This window comes from Brevundimonas fontaquae (assembly GCF_017086445.1).
Taxonomy (GTDB): domain Bacteria; phylum Pseudomonadota; class Alphaproteobacteria; order Caulobacterales; family Caulobacteraceae; genus Brevundimonas; species Brevundimonas fontaquae.
Window position 1 is genome coordinate 541211 of the sequence record NZ_CP070968.1, and the last position, 25630, is coordinate 566840.

Annotated in this window: 26 protein-coding genes; 12 read left to right on the plus strand and 14 right to left on the minus strand. The window is 66.7% G+C overall.

Annotated features, from left to right (window positions below; translation table 11 throughout):
• The first annotated feature begins 3 nt into the window (after positions 1-3).
• The 4 genes from JX001_RS02535 (at position 4) to dapD (ending at position 3527) form a co-directional block, all read left to right on the plus strand.
• Positions 4-861 (plus strand): hypothetical protein, encoded by an 858-nt coding sequence (locus JX001_RS02535; protein ID WP_205682156.1) that lies wholly within the window; start codon positions 4-6, stop codon positions 859-861.
• 199 nt (positions 862-1060) lie between these two features.
• The gene (gene argB / locus JX001_RS02540; protein WP_017506718.1) at positions 1061-1990 is read left to right on the plus strand and encodes an acetylglutamate kinase; all 930 of its coding nucleotides are present in this window, start codon (positions 1061-1063) and stop codon (positions 1988-1990) included.
• Complete coding sequence (locus tag JX001_RS02545; protein WP_241004723.1) at positions 1987-2661, plus strand: pyrimidine 5'-nucleotidase; 675 nt, start codon at positions 1987-1989, stop codon at positions 2659-2661. Before argB ends, JX001_RS02545 begins: the two co-directional genes overlap by 4 nt.
• On the plus strand, positions 2658-3527 hold the full coding sequence (dapD, locus tag JX001_RS02550) for a 2,3,4,5-tetrahydropyridine-2,6-dicarboxylate N-succinyltransferase (protein ID WP_205682157.1): 870 nt from the start codon (positions 2658-2660) through the stop codon (positions 3525-3527). The genes JX001_RS02545 and dapD overlap by 4 nt, the downstream gene beginning before the upstream one ends.
• Here dapD and JX001_RS02555 read toward each other — a convergent pair whose 3' ends face one another.
• The 7 genes from JX001_RS02555 to JX001_RS02585 form a co-directional block, all read right to left on the minus strand.
• Complete coding sequence (locus JX001_RS02555; RefSeq protein ID WP_205682158.1) at positions 3528-4802, minus strand: sensor histidine kinase; 1275 nt, start codon at positions 4800-4802, stop codon at positions 3528-3530. It abuts the gene before it with no gap.
• A 212-nt stretch (positions 4803-5014) separates the two neighbouring features.
• Positions 5015-5515 carry a YciE/YciF ferroxidase family protein gene (locus JX001_RS02560; RefSeq protein ID WP_205682159.1) on the minus strand — a complete coding sequence of 167 codons (501 nt, stop codon included), beginning with the start codon at positions 5513-5515 and terminating at the stop codon, positions 5015-5017.
• 97 nt (positions 5516-5612) lie between these two features.
• The gene (thrS, locus tag JX001_RS02565) at positions 5613-7541 is read right to left on the minus strand and encodes a threonine--tRNA ligase (protein WP_205682160.1); all 1929 of its coding nucleotides are present in this window, start codon (positions 7539-7541) and stop codon (positions 5613-5615) included.
• Positions 7538-7774: a membrane protein insertion efficiency factor YidD gene (gene yidD, locus JX001_RS02570; protein ID WP_082503497.1), complete on the minus strand. Its 237-nt coding sequence runs from the start codon at positions 7772-7774 to the stop codon at positions 7538-7540. The genes thrS and yidD overlap by 4 nt, the downstream gene beginning before the upstream one ends.
• Positions 7775-7853: 79 nt before the next feature.
• The gene (locus JX001_RS02575) at positions 7854-8309 is read right to left on the minus strand and encodes an iron-sulfur cluster assembly scaffold protein (RefSeq protein WP_205682161.1); all 456 of its coding nucleotides are present in this window, start codon (positions 8307-8309) and stop codon (positions 7854-7856) included.
• Positions 8310-8364: 55 nt separating this feature from the next.
• A complete protein-coding gene (locus JX001_RS02580) occupies positions 8365-9024 on the minus strand; it encodes an HAD-IA family hydrolase (RefSeq protein ID WP_205682162.1) in 660 nt (219 codons plus the stop codon).
• Between the two features lie 42 nt (positions 9025-9066).
• Positions 9067-9888, minus strand: coding sequence for a tetratricopeptide repeat protein (locus tag JX001_RS02585; protein WP_205682163.1), 822 nt, complete (start codon positions 9886-9888; stop codon positions 9067-9069).
• Between the two features lie 86 nt (positions 9889-9974).
• On the opposite strand from JX001_RS02585, the gene JX001_RS02590 reads away from it, so the two are divergent.
• Positions 9975-11357: a leucyl aminopeptidase family protein gene (locus JX001_RS02590; RefSeq protein WP_205682164.1), complete on the plus strand. Its 1383-nt coding sequence runs from the start codon at positions 9975-9977 to the stop codon at positions 11355-11357.
• Positions 11358-11440: 83 nt separating this feature from the next.
• Positions 11441-12223, plus strand: coding sequence for a C40 family peptidase (locus JX001_RS02595; RefSeq protein WP_205682165.1), 783 nt, complete (start codon positions 11441-11443; stop codon positions 12221-12223).
• Here the strand turns inward: JX001_RS02595 and mmcB are convergent.
• The 4 genes from mmcB to thpR are packed head-to-tail and all read right to left on the minus strand — an operon-like array spanning position 12220 to position 14411.
• Positions 12220-12663 carry a DNA repair putative endonuclease MmcB gene (gene mmcB, locus JX001_RS02600; protein WP_205682166.1) on the minus strand — a complete coding sequence of 148 codons (444 nt, stop codon included), beginning with the start codon at positions 12661-12663 and terminating at the stop codon, positions 12220-12222. The genes JX001_RS02595 and mmcB overlap by 4 nt on opposite strands.
• Positions 12664-12708: 45 nt before the next feature.
• Positions 12709-13233: a lipocalin family protein gene (locus JX001_RS02605; protein WP_205682167.1), complete on the minus strand. Its 525-nt coding sequence runs from the start codon at positions 13231-13233 to the stop codon at positions 12709-12711.
• Between the two features lie 57 nt (positions 13234-13290).
• The gene (locus JX001_RS02610; RefSeq protein WP_241004724.1) at positions 13291-13875 is read right to left on the minus strand and encodes a GNAT family N-acetyltransferase; all 585 of its coding nucleotides are present in this window, start codon (positions 13873-13875) and stop codon (positions 13291-13293) included.
• Positions 13872-14411, minus strand: coding sequence for an RNA 2',3'-cyclic phosphodiesterase (gene thpR, locus JX001_RS02615; RefSeq protein ID WP_205682168.1), 540 nt, complete (start codon positions 14409-14411; stop codon positions 13872-13874). Before thpR ends, JX001_RS02610 begins: the two co-directional genes overlap by 4 nt.
• Before the next feature lie 130 nt (positions 14412-14541).
• Here thpR and JX001_RS02620 point away from each other — a divergent pair, with 130 nt between their 5' ends.
• Entirely contained in the window at positions 14542-15291 is a 750-nt protein-coding gene (locus JX001_RS02620) for a Bax inhibitor-1/YccA family protein (protein ID WP_205682169.1), read from the plus strand.
• 114 nt (positions 15292-15405) lie between these two features.
• Positions 15406-17373, plus strand: a complete 1968-nt coding sequence (locus JX001_RS02625; RefSeq protein WP_205682170.1) for a serine hydrolase domain-containing protein — start codon at positions 15406-15408, stop codon at positions 17371-17373.
• On the opposite strand, the gene JX001_RS02630 is transcribed toward JX001_RS02625, so the two are convergent.
• Positions 17374-17709, minus strand: a complete 336-nt coding sequence (locus JX001_RS02630) for a DUF2794 domain-containing protein (protein WP_205682171.1) — start codon at positions 17707-17709, stop codon at positions 17374-17376.
• Between the two features lie 322 nt (positions 17710-18031).
• A complete protein-coding gene (locus JX001_RS02635) occupies positions 18032-19363 on the minus strand; it encodes a trypsin-like peptidase domain-containing protein (RefSeq protein ID WP_205682172.1) in 1332 nt (443 codons plus the stop codon).
• A gap of 173 nt (positions 19364-19536) precedes the next feature.
• Between JX001_RS02635 and JX001_RS02640 the strand changes: the two genes are divergently transcribed.
• The 4 genes from JX001_RS02640 to JX001_RS02655 all read left to right on the plus strand — a co-directional run bounded on the left by JX001_RS02640 (position 19537) and on the right by JX001_RS02655 (position 22475).
• Positions 19537-19836, plus strand: a complete 300-nt coding sequence (locus JX001_RS02640; protein ID WP_205682173.1) for a DUF6356 family protein — start codon at positions 19537-19539, stop codon at positions 19834-19836.
• Positions 19837-19916: 80 nt separating this feature from the next.
• Positions 19917-21077, plus strand: coding sequence for a dual-specificity RNA methyltransferase RlmN (rlmN, locus tag JX001_RS02645; RefSeq protein WP_205682174.1), 1161 nt, complete (start codon positions 19917-19919; stop codon positions 21075-21077).
• Positions 21078-21188: 111 nt separating this feature from the next.
• Positions 21189-21629 (plus strand): DUF350 domain-containing protein, encoded by a 441-nt coding sequence (locus JX001_RS02650; protein WP_205682175.1) that lies wholly within the window; start codon positions 21189-21191, stop codon positions 21627-21629.
• Between the two features lie 12 nt (positions 21630-21641).
• The gene (locus JX001_RS02655; RefSeq protein ID WP_205682176.1) at positions 21642-22475 is read left to right on the plus strand and encodes a S1 family peptidase; all 834 of its coding nucleotides are present in this window, start codon (positions 21642-21644) and stop codon (positions 22473-22475) included.
• Between the two features lie 56 nt (positions 22476-22531).
• Here JX001_RS02655 and JX001_RS02660 read toward each other — a convergent pair whose 3' ends face one another.
• Positions 22532-25408 (minus strand): M16 family metallopeptidase, encoded by a 2877-nt coding sequence (locus JX001_RS02660; RefSeq protein WP_205682177.1) that lies wholly within the window; start codon positions 25406-25408, stop codon positions 22532-22534.
• Positions 25409-25630: the final 222 nt, after the last annotated feature.

Genomic DNA, 25630 nt, shown 5'->3' on the forward strand with positions numbered 1-25630 from the left:
AATATGGCGATCGATTCTTTGCCGACGTTATTGTTATTGGTGGATGAGTCCTCGTCAAAGCAGTGGCGTGACTCGTTGATAGAAGTTGCGAGCGGCGGTGGGTTTGAGTTGATCTCTGGACCTGCTCCCCAAACATTCGACCCGCAGCATCCTACGGTCGTGATTAGCGATGACGTAAACTGGACTGTGCATATTGCGGCAGCCAGAACGCACGTTTTTGCCAATGGGGATTTGCCGCCGTTGGCCCCCTCTCCAGGATCATTTGTTGACCGTCATGAACTGCATAAGGAGTCGCGGCGCCTCGTGGTTGCTGCGCACGTCATCTCCGAGGGCGCGACTCTTCATGACCTTGATAGCGTCGAAGCAGAAATCGACGGTGTGGGCATCGCAAAACGTCTTGGCAAGTGCGCGCGAAGCACCGTTCAATCCCCCTTGTCAATTTATACTGATCTACCCCCCCGGCCTGGTGTCGCCGCTCATTGGCCGTCGCACGTTTTTTCGTATCAGTCAGAGGCGTTCGTTGACGGCTCGCCTGACATTGACCTCACGGGGCGGCCTAGAATGTTGCTTCATGGCCCCTACGTTTTTCTCCCGATTGGGCGATGGCGTGCGGACATCCGATTTGCTGTAGATCCGGAAGGTGGTGCGGCGCCTCTTCGAGTACAATGGGGCAAGGATGGGGATTACGCGACCTTGGAGTTTCGGGTCGCTCAAGGCGGAGAATACAGTGTTTCGCTAGAGCATGACTGGAAAGAACCCGCCCCAGCCCAAGTCGTAATTTGGGTGACCGAAGCCGTTTTTCGGGGCCATTTCATGTATCGCGGATGTTCGATTGACATGATTGCTGAGCTTAAATCGTGAGATTGGGCACCTGGAACATACTTTTCCGATTTTCCAATGGGTTGAGAAAGCGGTTTGTCCAGTGCGGCGGTCTGACGGCGTAGAGACGGTCTTGTATCATTTCGGAATTGACTAGGATGTTGCTAGGTCAGTTCCTGCAATAGGATTTCCACTGTAATTCCGTGACACCGCCCCCTTCCCCCGCTATCTCGCGCGCGTGATGAACGAAACCGAGCGCCAATCCGAGGAACGCAGTTGGGAGACGGCGAAGACGCTCGCCGAGGCCCTGCCGTATATTCAGGTCTATGACCGCGAGACCGTGGTCATCAAATACGGCGGTCACGCCATGGGCGAAAGCGCTGTGGCGCGGCAGTTTGCGGCCGATGTGGTGCTGTTGAAACTGATGGGCGTGAACCCGGTGGTCGTGCACGGCGGCGGGCCGCAGATCAGCGCCATGCTGGACAAGGCGGGGGTGAAGTCCAGCTTCGTCGACGGGCTGCGGGTCACCGATCCGGCGACGATGGAAGTCGCCGAGATGGTGCTGTCGGGCGCGGTGAACAAAGAGATCGCCCACTGGATCACCATGGCCGGCAAGGAGGCGGACGTGCGCGGCGTCGGCCTGTCGGGCAAGGACGCCGGTCTGTTGACGGTCGAGAAGACGCGCCGCACCAAGCGCGACCCCGACAGCATGATCGAGCATGAGGTGGACCTCGGCTATGTCGGCGAACCGACCAAGGTCGATCCCAAGCTGATCGCCGGCCTGATCGCGTCCGAGACCGAAGACTGGGTCCCGGTCATCGCCCCGATCGGCGTGGCCGAAGACGGCCAGACCTACAACGTCAACGCCGACACGGTGGCGGGCGCCGTGGCGGGTTCGCTGAACGCCAAGCGGATGCTGCTGCTGACCGATGTGCCGGGGGTCAAGGGCGCGGACGGCGACATCATCCGTCAGATGACGCTGGACGAGGCGCAAAACCTGATCGACACGGGCGTGGCCACCGGCGGCATGATCCCCAAGCTGGAGACCGCGATGGCCGCCGTTCGCGCGGGCGTCGAGGCGGTGGTCATTCTGGACGGGCGCCGACCGCACGCCATGCTGGTCGAGTTGTTCACCGAGTTCGGCGCGGGCACCCTGGTGAAGGCGTCTTGATCGACCCCCATTCCACATCCCTTGGGCATGTGCGCGCCTGGGTGTTCGACATGGACGACACCCTGTATCCGCGCGAGCAGGGTCTGATGCGGCTGGTCCAGGCGCGCATCAACGCCTTCGTGGTCGAAGCCGTCGGACTGGAGCCCGAGGCCGCCGCCGCGATGCAACGCCAGTTTCTGGACGAGCACGGCACGACCCTGGCCGGGCTGATGGCCAACTATGCGGTCGATACCGAACGGTTCCTGCGCGAGGTGCACGACGTGCCGCTGGACGGGGTCGAACCCAACCCGCGTCTGGCCGAGCGGCTGAAGGCTCTGCCCGGTCGTTGCTATGTCTTCACCAACGGTGCGCGCGACTACGCCCATCGTGTTCTGGAGCGGATCGGCGTCGCCGACTGTTTCGAAGGCGTTTTCGCCATTGAGGATGGGGATCTGACGCCCAAGCCCAATCCCGCGACCTTCCGCCGGATGCTGGAGCAGTTCGGCATCGATCCGCACCGATCCGCCTTCTTCGAGGACACGTCCAAGAACCTAGAGCCGGCCAAGGCGCTGGGCATGGCGACGGTCCTGATCGGCGACGGCCATGGCAAGCCGATCGGGCCGCACATTGACCATGTGGCCCCGGACCTTCTCGACTTCCTCTCCGACCTGAGCTTCAAGGACGCCGCATGACCGATCTGTCGCATCTCGAATCCGTCGTCGAGGCCGCTTGGGAACAGCGCGGCGAAGTGTCCGCCGCCACGCATGGCGAGGTGCGCGACGCCGTTGAAACCGCCCTGGCCCTGCTGGATTCCGGGCAGGCGCGCGTCGCCTCGCGCGGCGAGGATGGCGTCTGGACCACGCATCAGTGGCTGAAGAAGGCGGTGCTGCTGTCCTTCCGTCTGAACGACAACCAGATCATGCGGGCGGGCGCGCCGTCCGTCATGCCGCTGTCGGTGGATCATCCCGTCGCCGTCGGTCCCTTCTGGGATAAGGTGCCCAACAAGTTCGGCGACTGGACCGCGTCGGATTATCAGTCGGCCGGCTTCCGCTCGGTGCCCGGCGCCATCGTCCGTCACGGCGCGCATATCGCCAGGAACGTCGTGCTGATGCCGTCGTTCGTGAACATCGGCGCCTTCGTCGACGAGGGCTCGATGATTGATGCCTGGGCCACGGTCGGCTCCTGCGCCCAGATCGGCAAGAATGTGCACCTGTCAGGCGGCGCGGGCATCGGCGGTGTGCTGGAGCCTTTGCAGGCCAATCCGACCATCATCGAGGACGGCTGTTTCATCGGCGCCCGCGCCGAGGTGGCCGAGGGCGTGATCGTGCGCGAGGGCGCGGTCCTTGCCATGGGCGTCTATCTGTCGGGCTCGACCAAGATCGTGGACCGGGCGACCGGCGAAGTGTTCCGAGGCGAGGTGCCGGCCTATTCGGTCGTCGTGCCGGGTTCGCTGCCGGATCCCAATGGCGGGCCGTCGTTGTACTGCGCCGTCATCGTCAAGCGTGTGGACGCGCAGACGCGGGCCAAGACCGGCGTCAACGAACTGCTGCGCGACTGATCAGGCCGCTATGCGGGCGGCTTCGACCTGAGGCGTATCGAAGGTCGCGTGCAGGGTGAAGGTCGATCCCTGGCCGGGGGTCGACGTCACCGTGATCTCGCCGTCCATCAGGGCGGCCAGACGCTGACAAATGCTAAGGCCCAGGCCGGTGCCGCCGAACTTGCGGGTGGACGACCCGTCCACCTGAGAGAAGGGCTGGAACAGGCGCGTCAGATCGTCGGCGGCGATGCCGATGCCGGAATCGACCACACCAAGCCGCAAGGTCGTGCGGCCCTCGCCTGCCGGCTCGCTGTCGATAATCAGGCGAACCTCGCCCTGGGGCGTGAACTTGATGGCGTTGGCCAGCAGGTTATGCGTCACCTGCGCCAGGCGCAGCGGGTCCATTCTGAGAAGCGGCGGCAGCGGGCCGCGGATGTCGGTCGTGAAGGTCAGGCCGCGCGCTTCGGCCTGGGCCTTGAACGGGCCCGTCAGGCGGGCGGCGAGGGTCTCGGCTCCGACATCGACAAAGTCCAGTTCCATCTTGCCGGACTCGATCTTGGTGATGTCGAGGATGTCGTTCAGCAGCACCATAAGCCCTTCGCCGGAGTCGCGGATGACCCCGACGAATTCTTTCTGACGCTCGCTGAGCTCGGACATCTGCAACAGTTGCGCGGCCCCCAGAACCCCGTTCATCGGCGTGCGAAGCTCATGAGAGATGACGTCGAGGAAGCTGGATTTGGCGGCGCTGGCGGCGTCGGCCCGGTCGCGGGCGGCTTCCAACTCGGAGATCAGTTCGGCTTGGCGTCGGTTCACGGCCTCCAGATCATTGTCCTTCATCTGATTGATGGCCACCTTGATCAACAGGGCCAGCGCCAGCACCGGAGCCATGCTCAGAACGACCCAGAAGCCCGGTGTGCCGTAAAGTCTTACGAAAAGGACGCCGAACACGAGGGTGTAAGGCGTAGAAACCAGCAAGGCCTCACGCGGCGCGGCGCGCATCTGGGTAAACACCAGAACATAGCCGGCCATCAGAAGGGCGACACCCAACGGCACGCCATACGCGCCGCCATGGAGGAAGGCGAGCAGCGGGGCGGCGGACCAGGCCACGCATGAGACCGTTGCGGCCACCAGCTTGATCCGTCCGTGCAAGGTGTCGTCCGCCATCACCAGCAAACGTTCGGTGAATGTGCGCAACAGACCCGACAGGGTCGCCGCCAAGAACCACATTGCGGCGGTCCCCACGTTCGTCACTGTGAACAGCGCGATCGCCCAACTGAGGATGATCAGGTATCGCATATGCCCGTCTGCAATGAGGTGTTGCAGTACTGAGCGATCTTGGCCGGCCGCGTATTTCGTCATCGTCAGGTCTCAGGAGTCGATGACGCATCTTCGACTAGCTTCGCCTAAGAGACTATGAACGCTGATTTTTACGCGCTGAGCTGTCCGGTTTGGGGCGGATGGTCAAAGCCGCGGCAATGCGGGGGCGGTCGTCAGCCGCCCCCATAAAGTCAAACTGCGCTCTTCGTCGCATCGGCGTTGACCGCAGCGTCGGCGATGCCGGTCAGATCTTCGTCAGTTTGGGATTCCTCCTGGAGCGTCTCGTCCAGAAGGGCGGCGGCGTCCTTCATGCCCAGCACCAGCGCCCAGCGTTTCAGCGTGCCGTAGCGGGTGATCTCATAGTGTTCGACCGCCTGGGCGGCGGCCAGCAGGCCGGCATCCAGGGCCGGTGTGTCCTTGTATTCTTCCATGATCTCGTCGCCTTCGGCCAAGATGCCCTCAATGGCGTCGCAGGTCTTGCCGCGTGCGGGCTTGCCGATCAGCTCGAACACTTGTTGCAGGCGTTCGATCTGGCCTTCGGTCTGGCCCTTGTGCTTCTCGAAGGCGGCCTTCAGCTCAGGCGACTGAGCCGCACGGGCCATTTTGGGTAGAGACTTCAGAATCTTGCGCTCGGCGTAATAGATGTCCTTGAGCGTGTCGTGGAACAGGGTGTCCAGGGTCTTGTCGGCCATGGTGAGGTCTCGCATCCGTGATGGAGCGCAGGCGCGCGCCCCATCACAAGCGATCCATCCCGTTAGCGTTCCTATGCGCGAATTCGCGCGCAGCGGATCAACTGGCGCGCTTCAGATCCGGCGGGGTCGCTTCGTCGGTCAGGATGCGGATGGCTTCCTCGACCGTGACCAGGGTCTGGGCCTGCGAGCCGAGGCGACGGATGGCGACCATGCCGTCTTCCGCCTCCTTGCGACCGACGACAGCGATGACCGGGACCTTGCCGACCGAGTGTTCACGCACCTTGTAGCCGACCTTTTCGTTGCGCAGGTCGATCTCGGTGCGCAGGCCGGCGGCCTTGAACCTGGCCATCACGTCGCGGGCGTAATCGTCGGCGTCCGAGGTGATGGTGGCCACCACAGCCTGGGTCGGGGCCAGCCACAGCGGGAAGGCGCCGGCGTAGTTTTCGATCATGATGCCGATGAAGCGCTCGAACGACCCCAGGATCGCGCGGTGCAGCATGACCGGGCGGTGCTTCTGGCCGTCCTCGGCGATGTAGGTGGCGTTCAGACGTTCGGGCAGGACGTAGTCCAGCTGGATCGTGCCGCAGGTCCATTCGCGGCCGATGGCGTCCTTGACGATGAAGTCCAGCTTGGGCGCATAGAAGGCGCCGTCGCCCTCGGTGACGACCGGCTCGGTTCCGGCGGCGCGGGCGGCTTCGGCCATCAGGGTCTCGGCCTTGTCCCAGAACTCGTCCGTGCCGGCACGGTTCTCGGGCCGGGTGCCAAGGCTGATATAGGCCGTTTCCATGCCGAGGTCGGCGTGGACGCTGCGGGCCAGTTTGATGAACTCGGCCGTCTCCTCGACGATCTGGTCCTCGCGGCAGAAGATGTGGGCGTCGTCCTGGGTGAAGCCGCGCACCCGCATCAGACCGTGCAGGGATCCCGACGGCTCATAACGGTGGCAGGCGCCGAACTCGGCCATGCGCAGCGGCAGTTCGCGATAGGACCGCTGGCCCTGGTCGAAGATCTGGACGTGACCCGGGCAGTTCATCGGCTTCAGGCTCAGTTCCTCGCCCTCGACCGTCTCGCAGACGAACATATTGGGGCGATACTTGTCCCAATGGCCGCTCTGCTCCCAGAATTTGCGGTCCAGCACCTGGGGCGTCTTGACCTCGACATAGCCGGCGGCGTCCAGGCGGCGGCGCATATAGGCCTCGAGCACGCGCCACAGCACCCAGCCCTTCGGGTGCCAGAAGACCATGCCCCGGCCCTCTTCCTGCATATGGAAGAGCTCCATGGCCTTGCCGACCTTGCGGTGGTCGCGCTTTTCGGCCTCTTCCAGACGCTGCAAATGCGCGTCCAGATCCTCCTTGGTCGCCCAGGCGGTGCCGTAGATGCGTTGCAGCTGCTCGCGCTTGGAATCGCCCCGCCAATAGGCCCCGGCCAGCTTTGTCAGTTTGAACGCCTTGCCGACGTGGCGCGTCGAGGGGAAGTGCGGGCCCCGGCACAGGTCGATCCAGTCGCCCTGTTTGTATAGGGTGATGGTCTCGGTTCCCGGCAGGTCGCGGATCAGCTCGGCCTTGAACTTCTCGCCGCGCGCCTCGAAGAATTGGATGGCGTCGTCCCGCTCCCACACCTCGCGTTCGAACTTGGCGTCGCGATCCACGATCCGGCCCATCTCCTTTTCGATGGCGGCGAAGTCGTCGGTCGAGAAGGGCTCTTCGCGGTAGAAGTCGTAGTAGAAACCGTCCTCGATCGCCGGGCCGATCGTGACCTGGGTGCCAGGGAACAGGGTCTGGACGGCCTCGGCCAGGACGTGGGCGGTGTCGTGGCGGATCGTATAGAGGGCGGCGGGGTCGTCGCGCATGATCAGGCGGAAGTCGCCGCCCGTCTCCAGCACCCGGCCCATGTCGCGCTGCTCGCCGTTCAGTTCGGCCAGCACGGCCTTCTTCGCCAGCGACGGCGAGATGGAGGTCGCGACGTCGCGCGCCGTAGAGCCGGCCGGGTATTGGCGCACCGCGCCATCGGGGAATTTCAAGTCGATCATGGCTTCGTCTTTACTGGCGGAACCGGGTCGTATCCCGACCCGCCGAAGGGATGGCATTTACAGAGCCTGCGCACGGTGAGCCATCCCCCCTTTACCGGTCCGTGCTGGATCAGGGCGTCGCGCCCGTAATCCGAACAGGTCGGCAGGAAGCGGCACTGCTGGCCGATCAGGGGGGACAGCGTCAGCTTGTAGCCCCGATGGGCCGCGCGCACGCCGCGTTCATAGAGAGACATCACGTCCCTTCGCCGGGGGCTTGAGAGGTTCGCCGCGCTTATCCCCTGTTGCAGCAGGGGGATCAACCGGTCGTGCCCGTCAGGCCGCGCCGGCGAGACGAGTTCGGGCGGCGAGGGCCTTGTTCACCGCCTCCAGCGTCGCCTCCAGCGAGACCAGGGTCGAGGCGTGGCGGGCGGGGTAGTCGGCGACCTGTTTCAGCAGGCGCAAATCCTCGAACCGGCCGACGGGGCCGTCGCTGCCGGATTTCAGCATGGCGATCATCGCGTCGCGGGCGTCCTTGAGATCATCGACCGACGCGCCGATCACAGACTGACCCAGCACCCCGGCGGCGGCCTGGCCGAGGGCGCAGGCTTTGACGTCCTGGGCGAAGTCGGCGATGCGGCCCGCGTCGTCCAGCGTCACATCGACTGTCGCGCGAGACCCGCACAGTTTCGCCACCCGCTCGCCAGTGCCCTGCGGCGTAGGCAGCCGACCCGCGTGCGGCAGGTTCGCCGCCAGAGACAGGATGCGCGCGCTGTAGAGGTCGTCGATCATGGGGCGAAGATAGGCGCTCAGTCCTCCCCCGTGAAGCGCGGCGTAATGGGGGAATTTAAAGCGTCAGGACGAGACGCCCATCGGATCGCACTTCCACAGTCGCATCCGCATAGTCCGCCAGTGTGGGATGATCGGTTTTCAGCGGATGGGTCCAGGCGGCGGTGACGACCACCACATCGGCGCCGGCCGCTTCGCCCGCTCTGATCCCGGCCTCAGCGTCCTCGAACACCAGGCAGTCCGCGATGTCAAAGCCCAGGGTCGCGGCGGCCTTCAGATAGCCGGCCGGGTCGGGCTTGCCGCGTTCGACGTCTTCGGCGGTGATCATCACGGCGGGCGGGGTCGCGCCTGCGGCCCTCAGCCGGGCGCGCGCCAGGGGGATCGAGGCGGAGGTGACCACGGCCCAGCGGTCGGGCGGCAGGCGTTTGACGAAGTCGACGGCGCCGGGGATTGGGGCGACGCCGTCCACGTCCTCGATCTCGCCGCGTTCGACCCAGGCGACCTCGGCGTCCAGGTCGATATGGGGCAGTTTTTGGCGACGAATGGTGTCGATGGCGCGCACGCCGTGGATGGTGGGAACGAAGGCCTCGACATCCAGCCCGTGGCGCTCGGCCCAGCGGGTCCAGACGCGCTCGGCCGCCAGGGTCGAGGTGATCAAGGTGCCGTCCATGTCGAACAGGAAGGCCTGGTAAGTGCGGGGCGCGGGGAGGGAAGCCATGACCTCATCCACCACGCGGGCGGCCCGACCGCAACGGGCGGATCAACCGCCTTGAAGCGAATTCCAGGTGCGCGCGGTGTCGGTCGCTGCGCCGCCGCCGGACGTCGCCGCGCCGCCGGTGCTGCGCGAGCGCAGCCATTGCAGGTTCCGCTCGGCCTGTTCGGGCGGCAGTTCGCGGCGCAGGATCTGTTCCGCCTCGCCCATCTTGCCCTGAAGGCCCAGCACCATGGCCAGGTTCTGGCGCACCTTGGCCGAGGCGGTGGGTTGGGCCACGGCGCGGCGCAGCAGGGTCTCGGCGCCCGGCGCATCGCCATGCGTCAAGGCGGCGGTGGCGGCATTGGTCAGGACATCAGGGTTGTCCGGCGACAGGGCCAGGGCCTGGTTCCAGGCGGCGCGGGCGTCGTCGGTGCGACGCACCTGCTCATAGGCCACGCCCAGCAGGGAGTAGGGGCGCCAATCGCGCGGCGCCAAGTCGCGCGCCTGCTCCAGCGGCGCGACGCCATAAAAGGCCTGACCGCGCGCGATGTGGGCGCGGCCCAGCTCCAGCAGGGCGTCCAGATTGTTGGGCTGGAGCGTCAATGTCGCCTGCGCGGCCTCGGCTGCCTGGTCGTAGCGGCCCAGCTCACGCAGGGCCTGGGCCAGTTTCACGCCCGCCACGGCGTCGGTCGGATCAGCCTGCTGCTCCGAGGCCCAGAAGACCGAGCGCGACAGGGCGTCCATCCGGTCATAGGTGGCCCGCACCGCAGCGGACGACGGCGCGCGGGCCTGGGCCGCGGTCGCCGCAGTCGGATCGGCCGCCAGCGTCGGCGTGCCGGACAGGGCGATCAGGGCGACGGTTGCGAGAAGGGCGGGCATGCGCGACATGGGTCAGGTCCAGACGGTCCTAGAGGTCTCACCCCTAGAATCGCCGGTTCGCGTCAACCGATGGTTAACTTCGTTTTGAGGGCCTCATGTCCGTCTCGCATCCTCTGCTGGTTTCCGCCCAAGACGGCGACGGCGCCATCCCGATCCGCTTCGTGCAGGCGGGCGGCGTGCTGGACGGCGCGGCCCGACGCTGGGGCGATCGACATGGATTCGACGGCAAGCCGGGCCAGCTGTTGGTCGTGCCGGACGCGGACGGCGAGATCGGCCAGGTGGTCGTGGGCGCGGGCGCGACCTTCGACCCGATGAGCGTGCGAGGGCTGTCGGCGCGACTGCCGGGCGGCCTATATCGGCTTGAGGTCGCCGCCCAGGACGCGGAACTGGCGACCTTGGCCTTCCTGCTGGGGGCCTATGTCTTCGACCGCTACAAGGCCCGGCCGGACCGGACGCCCGTGCGGCTGGTCGCGCCGGACGGGGTGGATGTCGCCGAAATCTCGCGCATCGCCGCCGCCTGCGCCCTGGCCCGCGAAATGGTCGACACGCCCGCCGCCGACATGGGGCCTTTGCAGATCGAGACCATCGCCCGCGAGATCGCAGAGAAGGCCGACGCCGAGATCACCGTCACCACCGGCGACGCTCTGCTGGAAGACAACTATCCGGCCGTCCACGCCGTGGGGCGCGCCGCCGCCCCGCACCGGGCGCCGCGCCTGATCGAGATCGGCTGGAAGCTGGACCGGACCGACCTGCCGCTGGTCGCCTTGGTCGGCAAGGGCGTGGTGTTCGACACCGGCGGTCTGGACCTGAAGCCCGCCGCCGGCATGCGCAATATGAAAAAGGATATGGGCGGCGCGGCCCATGCCCTGGCCCTGGGGCGTCTGGTGATGCAGGCCGACCTGCCCATGCGATTGGTGGTCATCGTCGCGGCGGTCGAGAACGCCGTGTCCGCCGACGCCTTCCGGCCCGGCGACATCCTGAACAGCCGCAAGGGGCTGACCATCGAGATCGGCAATACGGACGCCGAGGGCCGGCTGATCCTGGCCGACGCCCTGACACGGGCGGGCGAGCACCAACCCGACCTGACGCTGGACTTCGCCACCCTGACCGGCGCCGCGCGGATCGCGCTGGGGCCGGAGCTGCCGCCACTTTATACTGATGACGAAGCCCTGGCGGCCGGGCTGCTGGCGGCGGCAGGTCAGGTGCGCGATCCCCTGTGGCGGATGCCGCTGTGGCCCGGCTATCGCGGCGCGCTGGACGCCGAGATCGCGGATCTCCGGAACGACCCGGCCGGCTGGGCCCAGGCCGGCTCGGTGACGGCCGCCCTGTTTCTGCAGAAGTTTGCTCCGACCACGGGCGCCTGGGGGCACATGGACATCTTCGCCTGGAACCCCCGCGCCCGCCCCGGCTACCCAGAAGGCGGCGAGGCCCAGGCGCTAAGGGCGTGCTTCCAATATCTCAGAACGCGGTTCTGTTGATTTTCTTTCGCAAAAGCGTCCCGCGTTAACGGCCCCTAAGCCATCGGGGGATAAGGCTGTGGGTTCAGCAATGCGAGTTCACGTTGACCGACGTCCTCGACCTTCTTCCGCCCGGCGAGCGCCTCGTTCGCTCCGACCTCGCCGAACAGGCGCTGGAAGGGCTGGTGCGCGCAGACACCTATCGGGCGACCGAGGCCATGCACTGTCGCGTCGCCGTGGCCGACATCCTGTCCGACGTTAACGGTCGCATCGACCAGCTTCTGCATGGCGAGGTCTTCGACGTCCTGGATCGGTCGAACGGACGGGCCTGGGGCCGGGCGCGCCGCGACGGCGTCGTCGGCTGGGTCGTCCTGGACAGTCTGTCGGCAGGCGCGCCGCTGGCTACGCACTGGATCGCCGGCGTGGATGCCGCCCTTCCATTAAACGCTCTGGTGATAGAGGCGACGGATGTGGCCGAGGCTGATCTGAAGCCCGTCGGCGCCTTCGAGACGGATCTGGTCGCGGTGGCCGAGCGGTTGCTCGGGCGGCCGCATGAACTTGGCGCGCGGTCTTCGATCTCCACCGACTGTTCCGGCCTGGTGCAGCAGGCTCTGCTGGCATGCGGCCTGCCCGGTCCTCGCCGGTCGGACGCGCAGGCCCAGATGGGTCGCGCGGCGTCTTCGTCGGACCTACAGCGCGGCGACATCGTCGTCTGGCTGGCGCCGAACAGCGATCAGGACTGGACCGGTCATTCGGCGCTGATGCTGGATGGCGAACGCATCATCCACGCCACGGGCGGCAGGGGCGTGGTGATCGAAAACCTGGCCGAGGTCGAGGCGCGTCTGGTCGCCGAAGGTTTTGCGACCGCCGTCTTCCGCCGGCTCTAGTCCCGCAAGGTCCGCATCGCGCCCAGCCGGGCGAAAGCCAGCGTCAGCGCCTTGCGGCGGGCGGGCGCCAAGCCGATCACGGGCGCGTCTCGCACGACCGCCCCGCCGAAACTGTCTGCGACGATCAGGCCCGGTTTGTCGGGCAGGATGTCCTGGGGAAACTCGGGCGCGACGGCGAAGAAGAAGGCGTCGCAGAACGGTTCGTACTCGTGCCATTTGCGGTCGACGCGATAGTCCTCGACGCCCGACTTCACCTCGCAGATGACGATGTCGCCCTTACGCCCGATCGCCATGACATCGGCGCGGCGGCCGTTGGGCAGGCAGACTTCCAGGAGCGGCGCATACCCCATGTCCATCATCAGCCGCGCCGCGCCGCGCGTGACCGAAAGGGTTGTCTCGGGACGGCTGAAGACGAGTTCGAGATGGGCGACGGCGGACATGCCGACAGCTTATGTTCCGCCTACGTTCCTATCGCAAGCGGCGCCTTAGAGGCCGGTGTGGATCAGGCGGCCGGTGCTGAAGCCCAGAGCGCGGACGCGGCTCAAGATGCGGTCGCGCTCAGCCTGCGAGGCATTCTGGTTGCGGTGCCAGATCCACCAGTTCGACTTGTCCGGCAGCCCCATGATGGCCCAGCTGTAGTCCGGGGCATGGTCGTAGACCCAGTAGTTCTGGCCCGCCAGGCCGCCGAAGCTGAGCAGGCCGGTCAGGCTGAATCGGAACTTCGCATTGGTCGTGGTGTCGGTGACACGGGCGTTGGCGCGCAGCGTCTCGACCTTGCCGTCGGCGCGCCGGACGCAGGTGACGGTGATGGCGTAGCGGGCGGCGGCGCCCTGCGGCGTGAAGTCGATCTGCGCCCGGCTGCAGTCCTTCTGGACGTTGTTATGATTGCGCTCGATCTCGAACCACCGGCCGTCGAAGCGGTTCAGATCGACGTTCGACGCCTGGGCGAACGCCAATGACGGCAGGGCGGCGAAGGCGATGGAGGCGGCGATCAGGCTGGCGCGGAACATGGGCGTATCCTCGTTCGGTTTGGAGGGAATACGATGCGCCGATGCGTCCGGTTGTGATCAGCCCTTCAGACGCGTCCGATTGATCGCCCATTCGTCGCGCGTCTGGCCCCATAGATCGATGGCGATGTCCTGGAGGGGTTCGGGCAGGACGCCCGGTCCGCGATTGCGCGAACCCAACCGTGTTGCGACCGCCGCCGAGGGCAGGTTCTCGGGCGCGATGCAGTGGATCACGTCTTCCCAGCCCAGCACGTCGAAGGCGTAGTCCATCGTGGCTGCGGCCGCTTCTACGGCATAGCCCTTGCCGGTGGCGTCGCGATGCAGGCTCCAGCCCACCTCGCGGCCGGGCCAGCCATAGGGGTGAAGCGGCCCGACGCGGCCGATCCACTGGCCGGTCTCCTTTTCCAGGATGGAGAACATGCCCTCTCCCGTCAGGGCCCACATCCCCGCGACGGTGCAGATCAGACGCCAGACCTGGGGCGCGGGCTGAACCCCGCCGATGAAGCGGGCGGTCTCGGGATCGGCCATGAACGCGGCCCAGCGCGGAAAGTCTTCAATCGCCGGCGGACGCAGGATCAGTCGTTCTGTCTCCAGGGTCGGCCCCAGAACGACGTGGGGCGGGAGGGCGTAGGCGGGGTCATTCACAGCAGATACTCCCGCTCCAGTTCGTAATGGCTGCCGCTGTCTGTCAGTACGCTGGAATACAGGCCGAAGCGGTCGATGCGGATCGGCGGCGAATGCAGCAGGTTGTGCCCCGACACCCAGGCGCCGAGCCGGTCGGGATTGGTCTGGGTCTTCAGATAGGCCAGGGTCACATGCGGTTTGTAGGCGCGCGCCTCCATGCCGATCCCGGCGCGTTCTCCGGCGGCCTTGCAGCGCCCGGCGAGAACCGACAGGCGCTCATTGGGCGTTTCGACCCCGGCCCACAGCGTATGGCTGCGGTGGTCGTCGCCGAAACAGCCGACGCCCTTCAGCGCGATCTCGAACGGACCGCCCGTCACGCGCGTCAGCTCCGACGCCAGGTCGTCGGCGCGGCGTTCGTCGGTCTCGCCATAGAAGGCGAGCGTGACGTGCAGGGCGTCCAGCGGCCGCCACCTTGCGCCGGGCAGGCCCGATTGCCGTCGTTTCAGCGTCTCTCCGACATCGGGGGGCAGGGTCAGGGCGGTGAACAGACGAAGCATGCGACCGAAGGTAGCGGCCGGAACACAAGCCTCCAAGTCCGGTTTTCCTTGCAGCGCGGGCCTCGGCTCACGATATTCAAAGCCTGTGACCGGAGAAGCCTCTCCGGCCAATCGGAGAAAGTTCGTCGCCATGAGCGATTTTAACAACGGTTACGCCCGTCCTCTGCCGCAGACGGCCGACATGTCGGTCGACGCCGGCCTGCGCAGCTTCATGCTGGGCGTCTACAACAAACTGGCCCTGGGCCTCGTGGTCGCCGGCGCCCTGGCCTATGTCACCGGCAATGTGCCGGCGGTGCAGCAGCTGCTGTTCGTCCAGACGGCGGACGGCCGGATCGGCCTGACGATCCTGGGCATGATCGTCCAGTTTTCGCCGCTGGTGATGCTGTTCGGCTCGATGTTCTTCATGAAGAACCCGACCGCCAAGGGCGTGAACATGCTCTACTGGGCCGTGGTCGCCACAATCGGCGCGGGCATGGGCGTGCTGTTCCTTCGCTATACCGGCGGCTCGCTCGCCACCACCTTCCTGGTGACGGCGGCGGCCTTCGGCGGTCTGAGCCTGGTGGGCTATACGACCAAGAAGGACCTGACCGGCATGGGCACCTTCCTGATCATGGGCGTGATCGGCCTGATCATCGCCTCTATCGTGAACATGTTCCTGCAGTCCGGGACCTTCTATCTGATCATCTCGGGCCTGGGCGTGCTGATCTTCTCGGGTCTGATCGCCTACGACACCCAGCGTCTGAAGATGACCTACTACGCCCTGGGCGGCGATCAGAACGCGATGGGCGTGGCGACCGGCTTCGGCGCTCTGAGCCTGTTCATCAACTTCGTGAACCTGTTCCAATTCCTGCTGGCCTTCATGGGCGGCAACCGGAACTGAGGACGGTCGAAAGACGGATGTGAGAAGGGCCCCTCACGGGGCCCTTTTTTTGATCTCTCTCTGCATCCATTCACGCACTCCAAAGCCTCCTGCGTAAAACGGCGAGGCTGATGCATGATCTCTATGATGCGGCGTTTCGGGTGCGGCCTAGGGCTTGGGCTGCTCGTTCTGGCGGCGACAGGCCAGGTTCAGGCCCGAGTGGAGAGCTCTGCGGCCGAAATACGATTGCCTAACGGCGTCGGCGTCATGGCGCCATCGGCCTGGTCCGTGCGACGAGAGGCGTCGTCAATCATTCTGGAAACGCCCGAGCCGGGTTCCTTTCTCATCTTCACGGACACCAGCGGCGGGGATGCGGATCACGCCGTAGCCGCAGCGTGGGCGGCTCACGACAAGACTGCTCTGCCACAGCTCTCTGCGCGAGATCTGCCTTTGCGCGATGGTTGGGCGCAGATCAGAAGCTACGCCTATCGCGCTGAAGAAGGGCGAACAGCCTATGCGCGCGCCTATCGGGAGGGCGGCGACTGGACGGTCGTTCTTTACGATATGGATGACGCGATCGCGGAAAAGCGCGATTCCCAAATCGAGGTCGCGCTAGGTCGCCTCCTCCCCCAGGGCTATCGGCGCGAAAACTTCGCCGGGCGCCAGGCTCATCGCCTCGATGCAACGCGGGTCCAGGCGCTGACCGACTTCATCGAGACGGCCCGGGCCGACCTCGACATCCCGGGTGTCGCGCTAGGGCTCGTGCAGGACGGCGAGGTCGTGTTCCAGGGCGGGTTCGGGGTCCGTGAGATTGGACGGTCCGAAACCGTCGACGCCGACACCGCCTTCATGATCGGCTCGAACGGCAAGGCCCTGACGACCCTTCTTTTGGCGCGATTGGTTGAACGGGGACTGCTGGACTGGGACACGCCGGTGTCCTCAGTCTGGCCGGCCTTCAGGCTGGGCGACGCAGTCACAACGCGACAGGTCCGCGTTCGTCATCTGGTGTGCGCCTGCACTGGACTGCCGAGACAGGACTACCCGTGGATATTCCAGGGCGACGAAGCCCAGGCGGCGACCGTGCTTGACTGGCTGTCGGAGATGAAGCCGACCAGCGACTTCGGGGAAATCTATCAATACTCCAACCTGATGGCGGCGGCGGGTGGCTATCTGGCGGCTCACATCCTGCATCCGGAAATGGAGTTGGGCGCGGCCTACGATCTGGCCATGCAGGATGAGGTTTTCGGCCCATTGGGTATGACGGAAACGACCTTCAACCAGGCGCGCGTGATGGCGGGCGACCATGCCTCGCCCCATGCGCTCGACATCGACGGCGTACAGCGGGTCGCCGTGATGGGATTGAACGACGCCGGCGTCCCTTCTCGCCCGGATGGCGGCGAATGGAGCACCGTGCGCGACATGCTGCACTATGTGCAGATGGAACTGGCGCGAGGACGCTTGCCGGACGGACGGCGCTATATCGCCGAAGAGCCGCTTGTGGCGCGTCGCATTCCCCAAGTGGCGGAAGGCAGCGACGAATATTACGGCATGGGCCTGAAGATCGACGAAATCTGGGGTGTGCCCGTCGTTCATCACGGCGGAACCCAGTACGGATATCGGGCGGACATGATCTGGCTGCCGGACCAGAACGTGGGCGCGGTCATCTTGATCAATTCCGATTCAGGGGCGGCGTTGCGGGCGGTGTTCCGTCGTCGCCTTCTGGAGGTGCTTTTCGACGGCGAACCGCGCGCCGCGGCGGACCTTGAAAACTATGCGCGCAGGTTTAAGGCCAGTCTGGGTGAAGGGCGTCGGTCGATGACAGCACCTGCCGATTCCCAGGCTGCGTCACGACTGGCCGATCGCTATGTCAGCAAGGATTTGGGGCCGCTCACTGTCCATCGGCAAGACGCGTCGACTGTGTTTGACTTCGGTGGTTGGCGCAGCGAGATGGCCAGCCAAACCGACGACGATGGTGCGACCTCGTTCGTGTCGATCACGCCCGGCGCGGACGGCTATGTCTTCGAAGAACGCGCCGGCACCAACGGTCGACAACTCGTCACGCGGGAGGGATCGTTCGCCTATGTCTTCGACGAGGTGAAATGATCACTCCACCACCTGAAACCGGCGGCCGTCGAAGACCCGCAGCACCTGGGCCAGGTCGCGGCCGCGTTTCAGGATCTGGCCGCCTTCGCCGATGACGGCCCACTGGCCCTGGCGGGTCTGGAGGGCGGGGCGCTTTTCGATGCGGTAGAGCGGGGCGTCGCCGCTGCGGCGAAAGACGGCGAATTCGGCGAAGTCCTTGTGCCCGACCATGGCGTAGTCGCGCCATTCGCCCTGCGCGACCATGCGGCCATAGATCCTGAGGATAGGATCCAGTTCGCGGCGGTCGAAGAAGACGGGGCCGGGCGCTGGCGTCGTGTCGTGAGGGTTCAGGCTCATACGTCCAACTTAGGCCGCTGGCGGCCCGACGCCAGAGGCGGCCAGGAAATCGACGCAGACACGAAATGGCCCCGTTTCGGTCCTTCGCCCGCCCGTATGCGCAACGAAATATCGATCATCGGCTCGTCGGAGTTCGGAAGCGTCCCGGATCCTGAACAGCCCCCCCCAGCCCCCCTGGATGTTTCCAGTTTACGGGCTCCGGCGGCCGATGCTTCCTCCAAGCGAGCGCCCGCCCTGCCTTTCCCCTCCCCCTCCCTGGCAAGGCGGGCGTTTCGCTGTCTGGAGCTTGCCAGACAGCGCCCCGTCGGCGTCTGACCCCGCCTTAGAGCGACAGGGTCAGGTTCAGGGCCTCTCCATTTCTGAGCACGGTCGCCTCGACCGATCCCGACGCTCCCTGTAGCGCGATCGCGGCCGCGCGAGAGTCGGCGACGGGCGCGCCGGCGATGGCGGTGATCACATCGCCGGCCGTCAGCTCGGCCCGGGCGGCGGGCGAGCCGGCCGAGACGGCCGTGACCTGGGCACCGCCGTCCTGGTCTCGCAGCGTCGCCCCATAGGCCAGCACCGACTGGGCCCCGACGATCACGGGCTGATCAGCGGGCGTCTCGACCGCCAGCGACGTGGTCGCCTCGCGCCCGCCGCGCAGATAGGAGACGCTGAGGTCCGAGCCCGGCGCGGCGATGCCGATGGTGGCGTTGACCGAGCCGGCGTTGGCGACTGGGCGGCCCTGGATCCGGGTGATGACGTCATTGTGGCGCAGGCCCGCGCGTTCGGCCGGCGATCCCGGCGCGACATCGGCGACAACGGCCCCACGCACGATGCCCAGATGAAGGTCGCGCGCGCGTTCGGCGTTCAGCGAGCCGAAGATGGCCCCGGTCGCGCCGCGCTTGACCTCGCCGTTCTTCTTCAACTGGTCGGCGACGTAGAGCATGATCCGCGTCGGCACGGCGAAGGCGATACCGTCATTGCCCCCGCCCAGACCGCCCGACAGGATCGAGGTGTTGATGCCGATCAGCCGGCCCCGGCTGTCCAGCAGCGGCCCGCCGGAGTTGCCCGAGTTCACGGCCGCGTCGGTCTGGATATAGTCCTCGACCGCATCGCCTAGCCCTGAGCGGTTCAGGCCCGAGATGACGCCCATGGTCAGGGTCTGGTCCAGGCCCAGCGGATAGCCGACCGCGAAGGCCAGATCGCCGGTGCGCAGGGTGTCGGAATCCACCGTCTGGACCTGTTTGAGGTTCAGCGGCCGACCGTCGGGCGTGATGCGAAGCACGGCGATGTCGGTCGCTTTGTCCGCCCCCACGAGCACGGCGTCGAACAGGCGACCGTCCGTCAGATCGACGGTGAACTTCCGCCCGCCCTCGACGACGTGATTGTTGGTGATCACCAGCCCCTCGGCCGCATCGACTATGACGCCGGAGCCGGAGGCGTAGGGTTTGGGATCGGCCGCGTTCGAACTGGGACCGCGCGACTGGCCCAGGGTCGTGACCTGAACCACCGCCGGAAGCGAGCCCTCGAGCCCCGACGAGAAGCTGAAGACCCCGCGCCGGGCGTCATAGGGCAGGCCTGCCGCGCCCGACTGCGCCAGCACCGGCGTCGCTGAGGCCAGCAGGGCCAGGGCGACGGCCATGGAGGAGGCGGGCGAAAGGCGGATCGGCATGGGCATTTCCTTGATCGAGCGCCGACCCTAGACCGAGTTTTCGTTTCTGACGATGGGTCTGAAGCGGGCAGGTGGCGTGTCGGTCACGTCCAATGATCAGATCGCGGTTGGGGGTTGCGTCCGGAGCAGTACGGCGAGACCATAGGCCCGACGAAGCAGGGAAGGCCGCCGCCATGAGCCAGACGACGATCGACCGCCGCCGGTCGGGTTCGACCCCGTTCGACCGCCTGTTCCGCGACCACCCGCGCGAGGTCGACGAGACCTATCTGCAGCATATGGCCGCCTCGGCGGGTTTCGGCTTCAAGCTGCTGGGCCTGGCGGGCGCCGCCTTCGCCCACGCGATCGTGCCGGGCGTGCACAAGATCACCGTCTCGACCGCGATCCGCAGCATGGCCAAGGACATGGGCGGTCGGGCCGAGGAGGCGCGCGAGACCCGGATGCGCGACGCCGGCGTCTGGGACGTGGGCCTCTAGGCGGTCGAATCCGCCCCGGCCATGCAATCGCCGGGATCCGTGCTATATAGGCCGGCTCAACCTCACGCAGGATCGCCGCCTTGAGCATCACGCTCGATCTTTCGCGCGTCTCTAACGCGCCCGCCGTCAAAGCTCCCGTCAACCTCAGCGGTCTGACGCGCGCCGGCCTGCGCCAGGCCCTGATCGACGCGAACGTCTGTCCGCCCGAAAAGGCCAAGATGCGCGCCAGCCAGGTGTGGAGCTGGATCCACCACTATGGCGTGACCGAGTTCTCGGCCATGAGCAATGTTGCCAAGGATATGCAGGCCAAGCTGGCCGAGCATTTCACCCTGGCCCGTCCCGAGGTTGTCGAACGCCAGGTGTCCAAGGATGGCACGCGCAAATGGCTGATCCGCACCGCGCCGGGCATCGAGATCGAGACCGTCTATATTCCCGACGTGGGCCGGGCCGGCGCCCTGTGCGTGTCCAGCCAGGTCGGCTGCACCCTGAACTGCACCTTCTGCCACACCGGCACGCAGAAGCTGGTGCGCAACCTGACCGCCGCCGAGATCGTGGCCCAGGTCCAGGTCGCGCGCGACGACCTTGAGGAATGGCCGTCGCCCAAGGAAGACCGGCGCCTATCCAACATCGTCTTCATGGGCATGGGCGAGCCGCTCTACAATCTGGACCACGTCGCCGACGCCATCGACATCATCTCGGACAATGAGGGCATCGCCCTGTCGCGCCGTCGGATCACGGTCTCGACCTCGGGGGTAGTGCCGCAGCTTCAGGCCTTGGGCGACCGGACGGTGGCCATGCTGGCCATCAGCCTGCACGCCACCAACGATGCGCTTCGCGACGTGCTGGTGCCGCTGAACAAGAAGTACCCGCTGGACCAGCTGATGGCGGCGATCCGGGCCTATCCAGGCCTGTCGAACGCGCGGCGGGTGACGTTCGAATACGTCATGCTGAAGGGCGTCAACGACAGCCCCGAAGAGGCGCGCGCCCTGCTGAAGCTGATCGAGGGCATTCCGGCCAAGATCAATCTGATCCCGTTCAACCCCTGGCCCGGCGTCGAATACGAATGCTCGGACTGGAAGACGATCGAGCGCTTCGCCGCCATCTTGAACAAGGCCGGATACGCGTCGCCCATCCGCACCCCCCGCGGCCGCGACATCCTGGCCGCCTGCGGTCAGCTGAAGTCCGAAAGTGAAAAGGTCAGAGCCTCGGCGCTCCGGAAGGCGGAGCAGGCGGCGGCCTGATCCTCGTGTCCTCTCTTGATGAGAGGACACAACCTTCGGACACATAATGTCACGCAGTGTGTCCCCGGCGCGCTTGCGGATTGGGGCGACAATCGGGCAAGGCGTCTGGGCATGGACCCCTCCTTGTCGAATGTCCTTTCCAGCGCCGAGGTGCAGGCTTTCGCCTCGGGCTTCCCGGTCATGGTGATGCACCTGATCGTGACCCTGCTGCTGCTCGTGGCGGGGGCGACGGTCTATGCCCTGCTGACGCCATGGAAGGAGGTCGCCCTGATCCGTCAGGGCAATGTCGCCGCCGCCATCGCCTTCGCCGGCATTCTGGTGGGGTTGGCGGTGCCGCTGGCGGTATCGCTGTCGGTGTCGACCTCGGTGCGCGACATCGCCATCTGGGGCGTGGCGACCGTGGTGCTGCAGCTTCTGGCCTTCCGGGTCGTGGACCTGTTGCTGACGGGCCTGCCTGAACGCATACGCCACGGCGAGATCTCGGCGGCGGTGGTGCTGCTGGGCGCCAAGCTGGCGACGGCCGTCATCCTGTCCGCCGCGCTCACCGGCTGATCGGCCGGGGCGATGCAGTTTCCCCGCCTGCCGGACTGGGCCATCTATGGAGCGGTGGCGGCCGTGTTTCTGGCGGTGTCCCTGGGGCGGCGCGAGAACGCCGATGCGCCGCCGGTCGAGGAGGCCGACGCCGATGTAGCTGAGGGCGCGCTGTTAGGCCCCATCACCCCCTTTGACGCCGCCGTCACGGTCGATGCGGGCGAAGCGCCGTTCAAGCCGTCGTCGGGCACGGCCTTCTCCATCGCAGGACGGGGGCGCTGGGTGACGGCGCGCCATGTCGTCGAGGGGTGCCGCAAGCCGGCGCTGGTGGTCGGCGAGGGGCGGGCGGTCGCGGCCGACGTCCGTCTGGCGCCGCGCGCCGACGTCGCCTTGCTGATCACCGACGGCGGGCCGGCGGCCTTGCCGGTCGCGGTCGGGGCGCCGCTGCGCAAGGGGCAGCGCGCCTTCCATCCGGGCTTTCCTCAGGGGCGTCCCGGCGAGGTGACGTCTCGCCTGCTGGGGCGCGAGACCTTGAAGGTCTTCGGGCGCGGCGCGCGCGACGAGCCGGTGCTGTCCTGGGCCGAGGTCGGGCGCACCAACGGGCTTGAGGGCACATTGTCGGGCCTGTCGGGCGCGCCGGCGCTGGATGCGCAGGGCCGCGTCGTGGGCGTCACCATCGCCGAGGCGCCGAGGCGGGGCCGGATCTATACGACGGCGCCCGAGACGTTCGGTCCGGCGATCCGCGGCGAACAGACGCCGGCCGACGACGCGCGCGGCCAGGCCATCACGACCGAGGATTACGGCCAGGTGTCCAACCGGCTGAGGCGCGATCTGCGCGTGGCGCAGGTGGTGTGCCTGTCGGTCTAGCCGAAAAGGAGTGACGGCCCGCCGCGCAGAGGCGACGGGCCGTCCAGCTTTCAGTTCTACTTTAGCGAACCGCTGTTGAGGTTCAGGGCGCCGGCCTCGATGACTTCGAGGTTGGGGTGTTTGGCGCGCAGATCGTCCAGGAATTTGGAGCCGTCGCCGACGATGACCAGGCTGGCGCGGTTGACCGGCAGGTGTTCGGCGAAGGCGGCCTCGACCTGTTCCGGCGTGACGGCGCGGACCCGGCCGGCGTAGTCGGCGAGGTCGCTCATCGGCAGATCATAGAGCGCCAGGTTGGCGACGAGGGCGCCCAGGCCGTCCACCGTCTCCAGCGAGCGGCCGAAGCCGCCGATCAGGGTGGCGCGGCGCGGGGCCAGATCGGCCTGGGTCGGAGTCTCGGTTCCCAGCTTGGCGATCTCGGCCAGGATCAGATCGGCGACCTCGTCGGCGGTCTCGTTCTTGGTCTGGGTCGAGGCGGTGAACAGGCCCGCATCCGCCCGCGCGCCCAGCGACGACGAGGCGCCGTACGACAGACCGCGCTTGATGCGGATTTCCTGGTTCAGGCGCGACGAGAAGCCGCCGCCCAGCAGGGTGTTGCCGACCGTCAGCGGGAAGAAGTCCGCATCGGTGCGCGACACGCCGCGAACGGCGGCGACGACCGCGGCCTGACCGGCGCCGGGCTGGTTCACCACGACGATGCGCGGAGCCAGGGGCTGACCGGCCGGGTTGGTCGCAGCGGCCGGGGCCGCGCCGGCCGGGCGCCAGTCGCCGAACGCCTGTTGCGCCAGGGCGCGGGCGGCGGCCGGCGTAATGTCGCCCGAGAAGACCAACGTCGCGTCCGACGGCCGGTAGCGGGCGGCGTGGAATGCGGCGACGTCGGCCGCCGTGATGGCCGGAACCGTCTGCTGGGTGATCGTCGCGCCGTAGGGGGCGTCGCCGTAGATGACGCGGCCGACCGTCATGCCGGCGATGGACGCCGGCTGGCTGAGGGCGACGCGCAGGCCGTCCAGGGTCTGGGCCTGCTGACGTTCAAGCTCTTCGCCGGCGAAGGTCGGGTTCTTCACCAGATCCGCCATCAGGGCGACGGTCGCCGGGAAGGCGTTCGACGGCGCGTTGGCGTAGACGTTCGAGAAATCGACCCCGGCTGATGCGCCCACGCTGGCGCCCAACTGTTCGATCTGGGTAGCGATTTCGGGCGCGGTTTTGGTCTTGGTGCCCTGGGTCAGAAGGGCGGCGGTCATGGCGGCGACGCCGGCCTTGCCCGTCGGATCATCCGACGAACCGGCGTCGAAGCTGAGGCGGGCCGAGACCAGCGGCACGCCGTCGGTCGGGGCGACCAGGACGCGCAGGCCGTTGTCCAAGCGGAAGTCGGCGACGGTCGGCGTCACGGGTGCGACCTCGGCGCCCGGCTGGGGCAGGGGCTTGCGCTCCGCCTCGGGCAGGAGGACGGCGGGCGGGCCGGCGGGGGCCAGGTCGGCGACCTTCACGGGGGCGTCCACGTTCATCTTCTGGACCGAGGCGGGGTTCTGATCGTCGGCGGCCAGGAAGGTGATCGTCGACTGGCGCTGCGGCGTCAGATATTTGCGGGCGACGCGCTGAATGTCGGCGACGGTGACGGCCTGGATCTGGGCGACCTCTTCGTCGGCGGCGGCGGCCGAGCCGGTGTTGATCAGCGAGAAGCCCAGGGCGGTCGCGCGGTCGTCCACCGTCTCGCGGCTGCGCAGGGCGTCGGCGACCAGTTCGTTCTTGGCTTCGGCCAATTCCTCGGCGGTTACTTTAACGTCGCGCAGCTTGGCGATCTCGTCGTTCAGGGCGGCGATGCCTTCGTCGGCCGTATGGCCCTGAGCCATGATGGCCAGGGCGGACAGATTGCCGGCCTGCTGCGAGAAGTCGGGGGTCGAGCCGATCTGGGCCGCGATCTGCTTGTCATAGACCAGCGAGCGATACAGGCGGCTGGACTCGCCGGTGGACAGGATGCCGTCCAGAACGGTCAGGGCGGCGCGGTCGGCGTCGGCGTATTTCACCGTCGGCCAGGCGACGACGGCGGCCGGCAGCGGTACGTTGGGCGCATAGTAGGTGACGTTGCGCGGACCCGTCGGCTCAGGCTCGACGACATTGTTGGTCGGGATCGGCGTGGTCGGGTTCTTCAGCGGGCCGAAATACTGATCCACCCAGCGGTCAAGTTGAGCCTGGTCGAAGTTGCCGGCCACGATCAGATAGGCCGCGTTGGGGCGATAATAGGTGGCGTGGAAGCGGCGCACGTCCTCCAGCGACGAGGCCTCCAGCTCCTCGATCGAGCCGATGCCCGGACGGCGATAGGGGCTGTCTTGGTAGATGGTCTCGGGCACGAACAGGCCAAACAGGCGGCCGTAGGGATTTGCCAGGATGCGCTGGCGGTATTCCTCCTTCACCACGTCGCGCTCGGCGACGAAGGTCGGCTCGTCCACGACCAGCGAACCCATGCGGTCGGCCTCGGCGAACAGCATCCGCTCCAGGTGGTTGGCGGGCACGGTCTCGAAATAGGCGGTGGTGTCGTCGGCGGTGAAGGCGTTGTTGGAGCCGCCCACGTCCTCGGTCAGCCGGTCGAAGGTTTCGGGCGGCAGATTGGTGGTCGACTTGAACATCAGGTGTTCGAAGAGGTGGGCGAAGCCCGAACGGCCAGCCGGATCGTCCTTGGAGCCGACCTTGTACCAGACCTGGACCGTGACGTTCGAGGTGTCGGCGTCACGCGCCGAATAGACTTCCAGCCCGTTCGCCAGGACGCGCTTGGTGAAGCCTAGCGGGGGCACGGTCACGCCCTGCGGCGCCTGCCCCGTCGATTGAACGGCGGCTGCGGCGGGCGCGACGCCCTCTGCGAAGGCGGGGGCGGCGAGGCCGAGAAGGAGGGCGGAGGCGGCTGCCCCGACTTTGAGGGTGGCGATCAGGCGGGATTTCATGAAGGGCTCCGAAGCCCGGAACGCCGGGCGGCGTGACGTTAACAGCCCTTCGCTGACATGCACCTTACCGAGATGTAATGAACCGGATGCGGTGAAGGTCGTTCATGGACAAATCCACGACGGCGACCTAATCGCCGCAAGTCGCAGTCAAGCGACCACCACCGCCGAGGACGCGTGCCGAGACGAGCGATCGCTACTTCTGTCTCCGAAGAAAAAATCGCG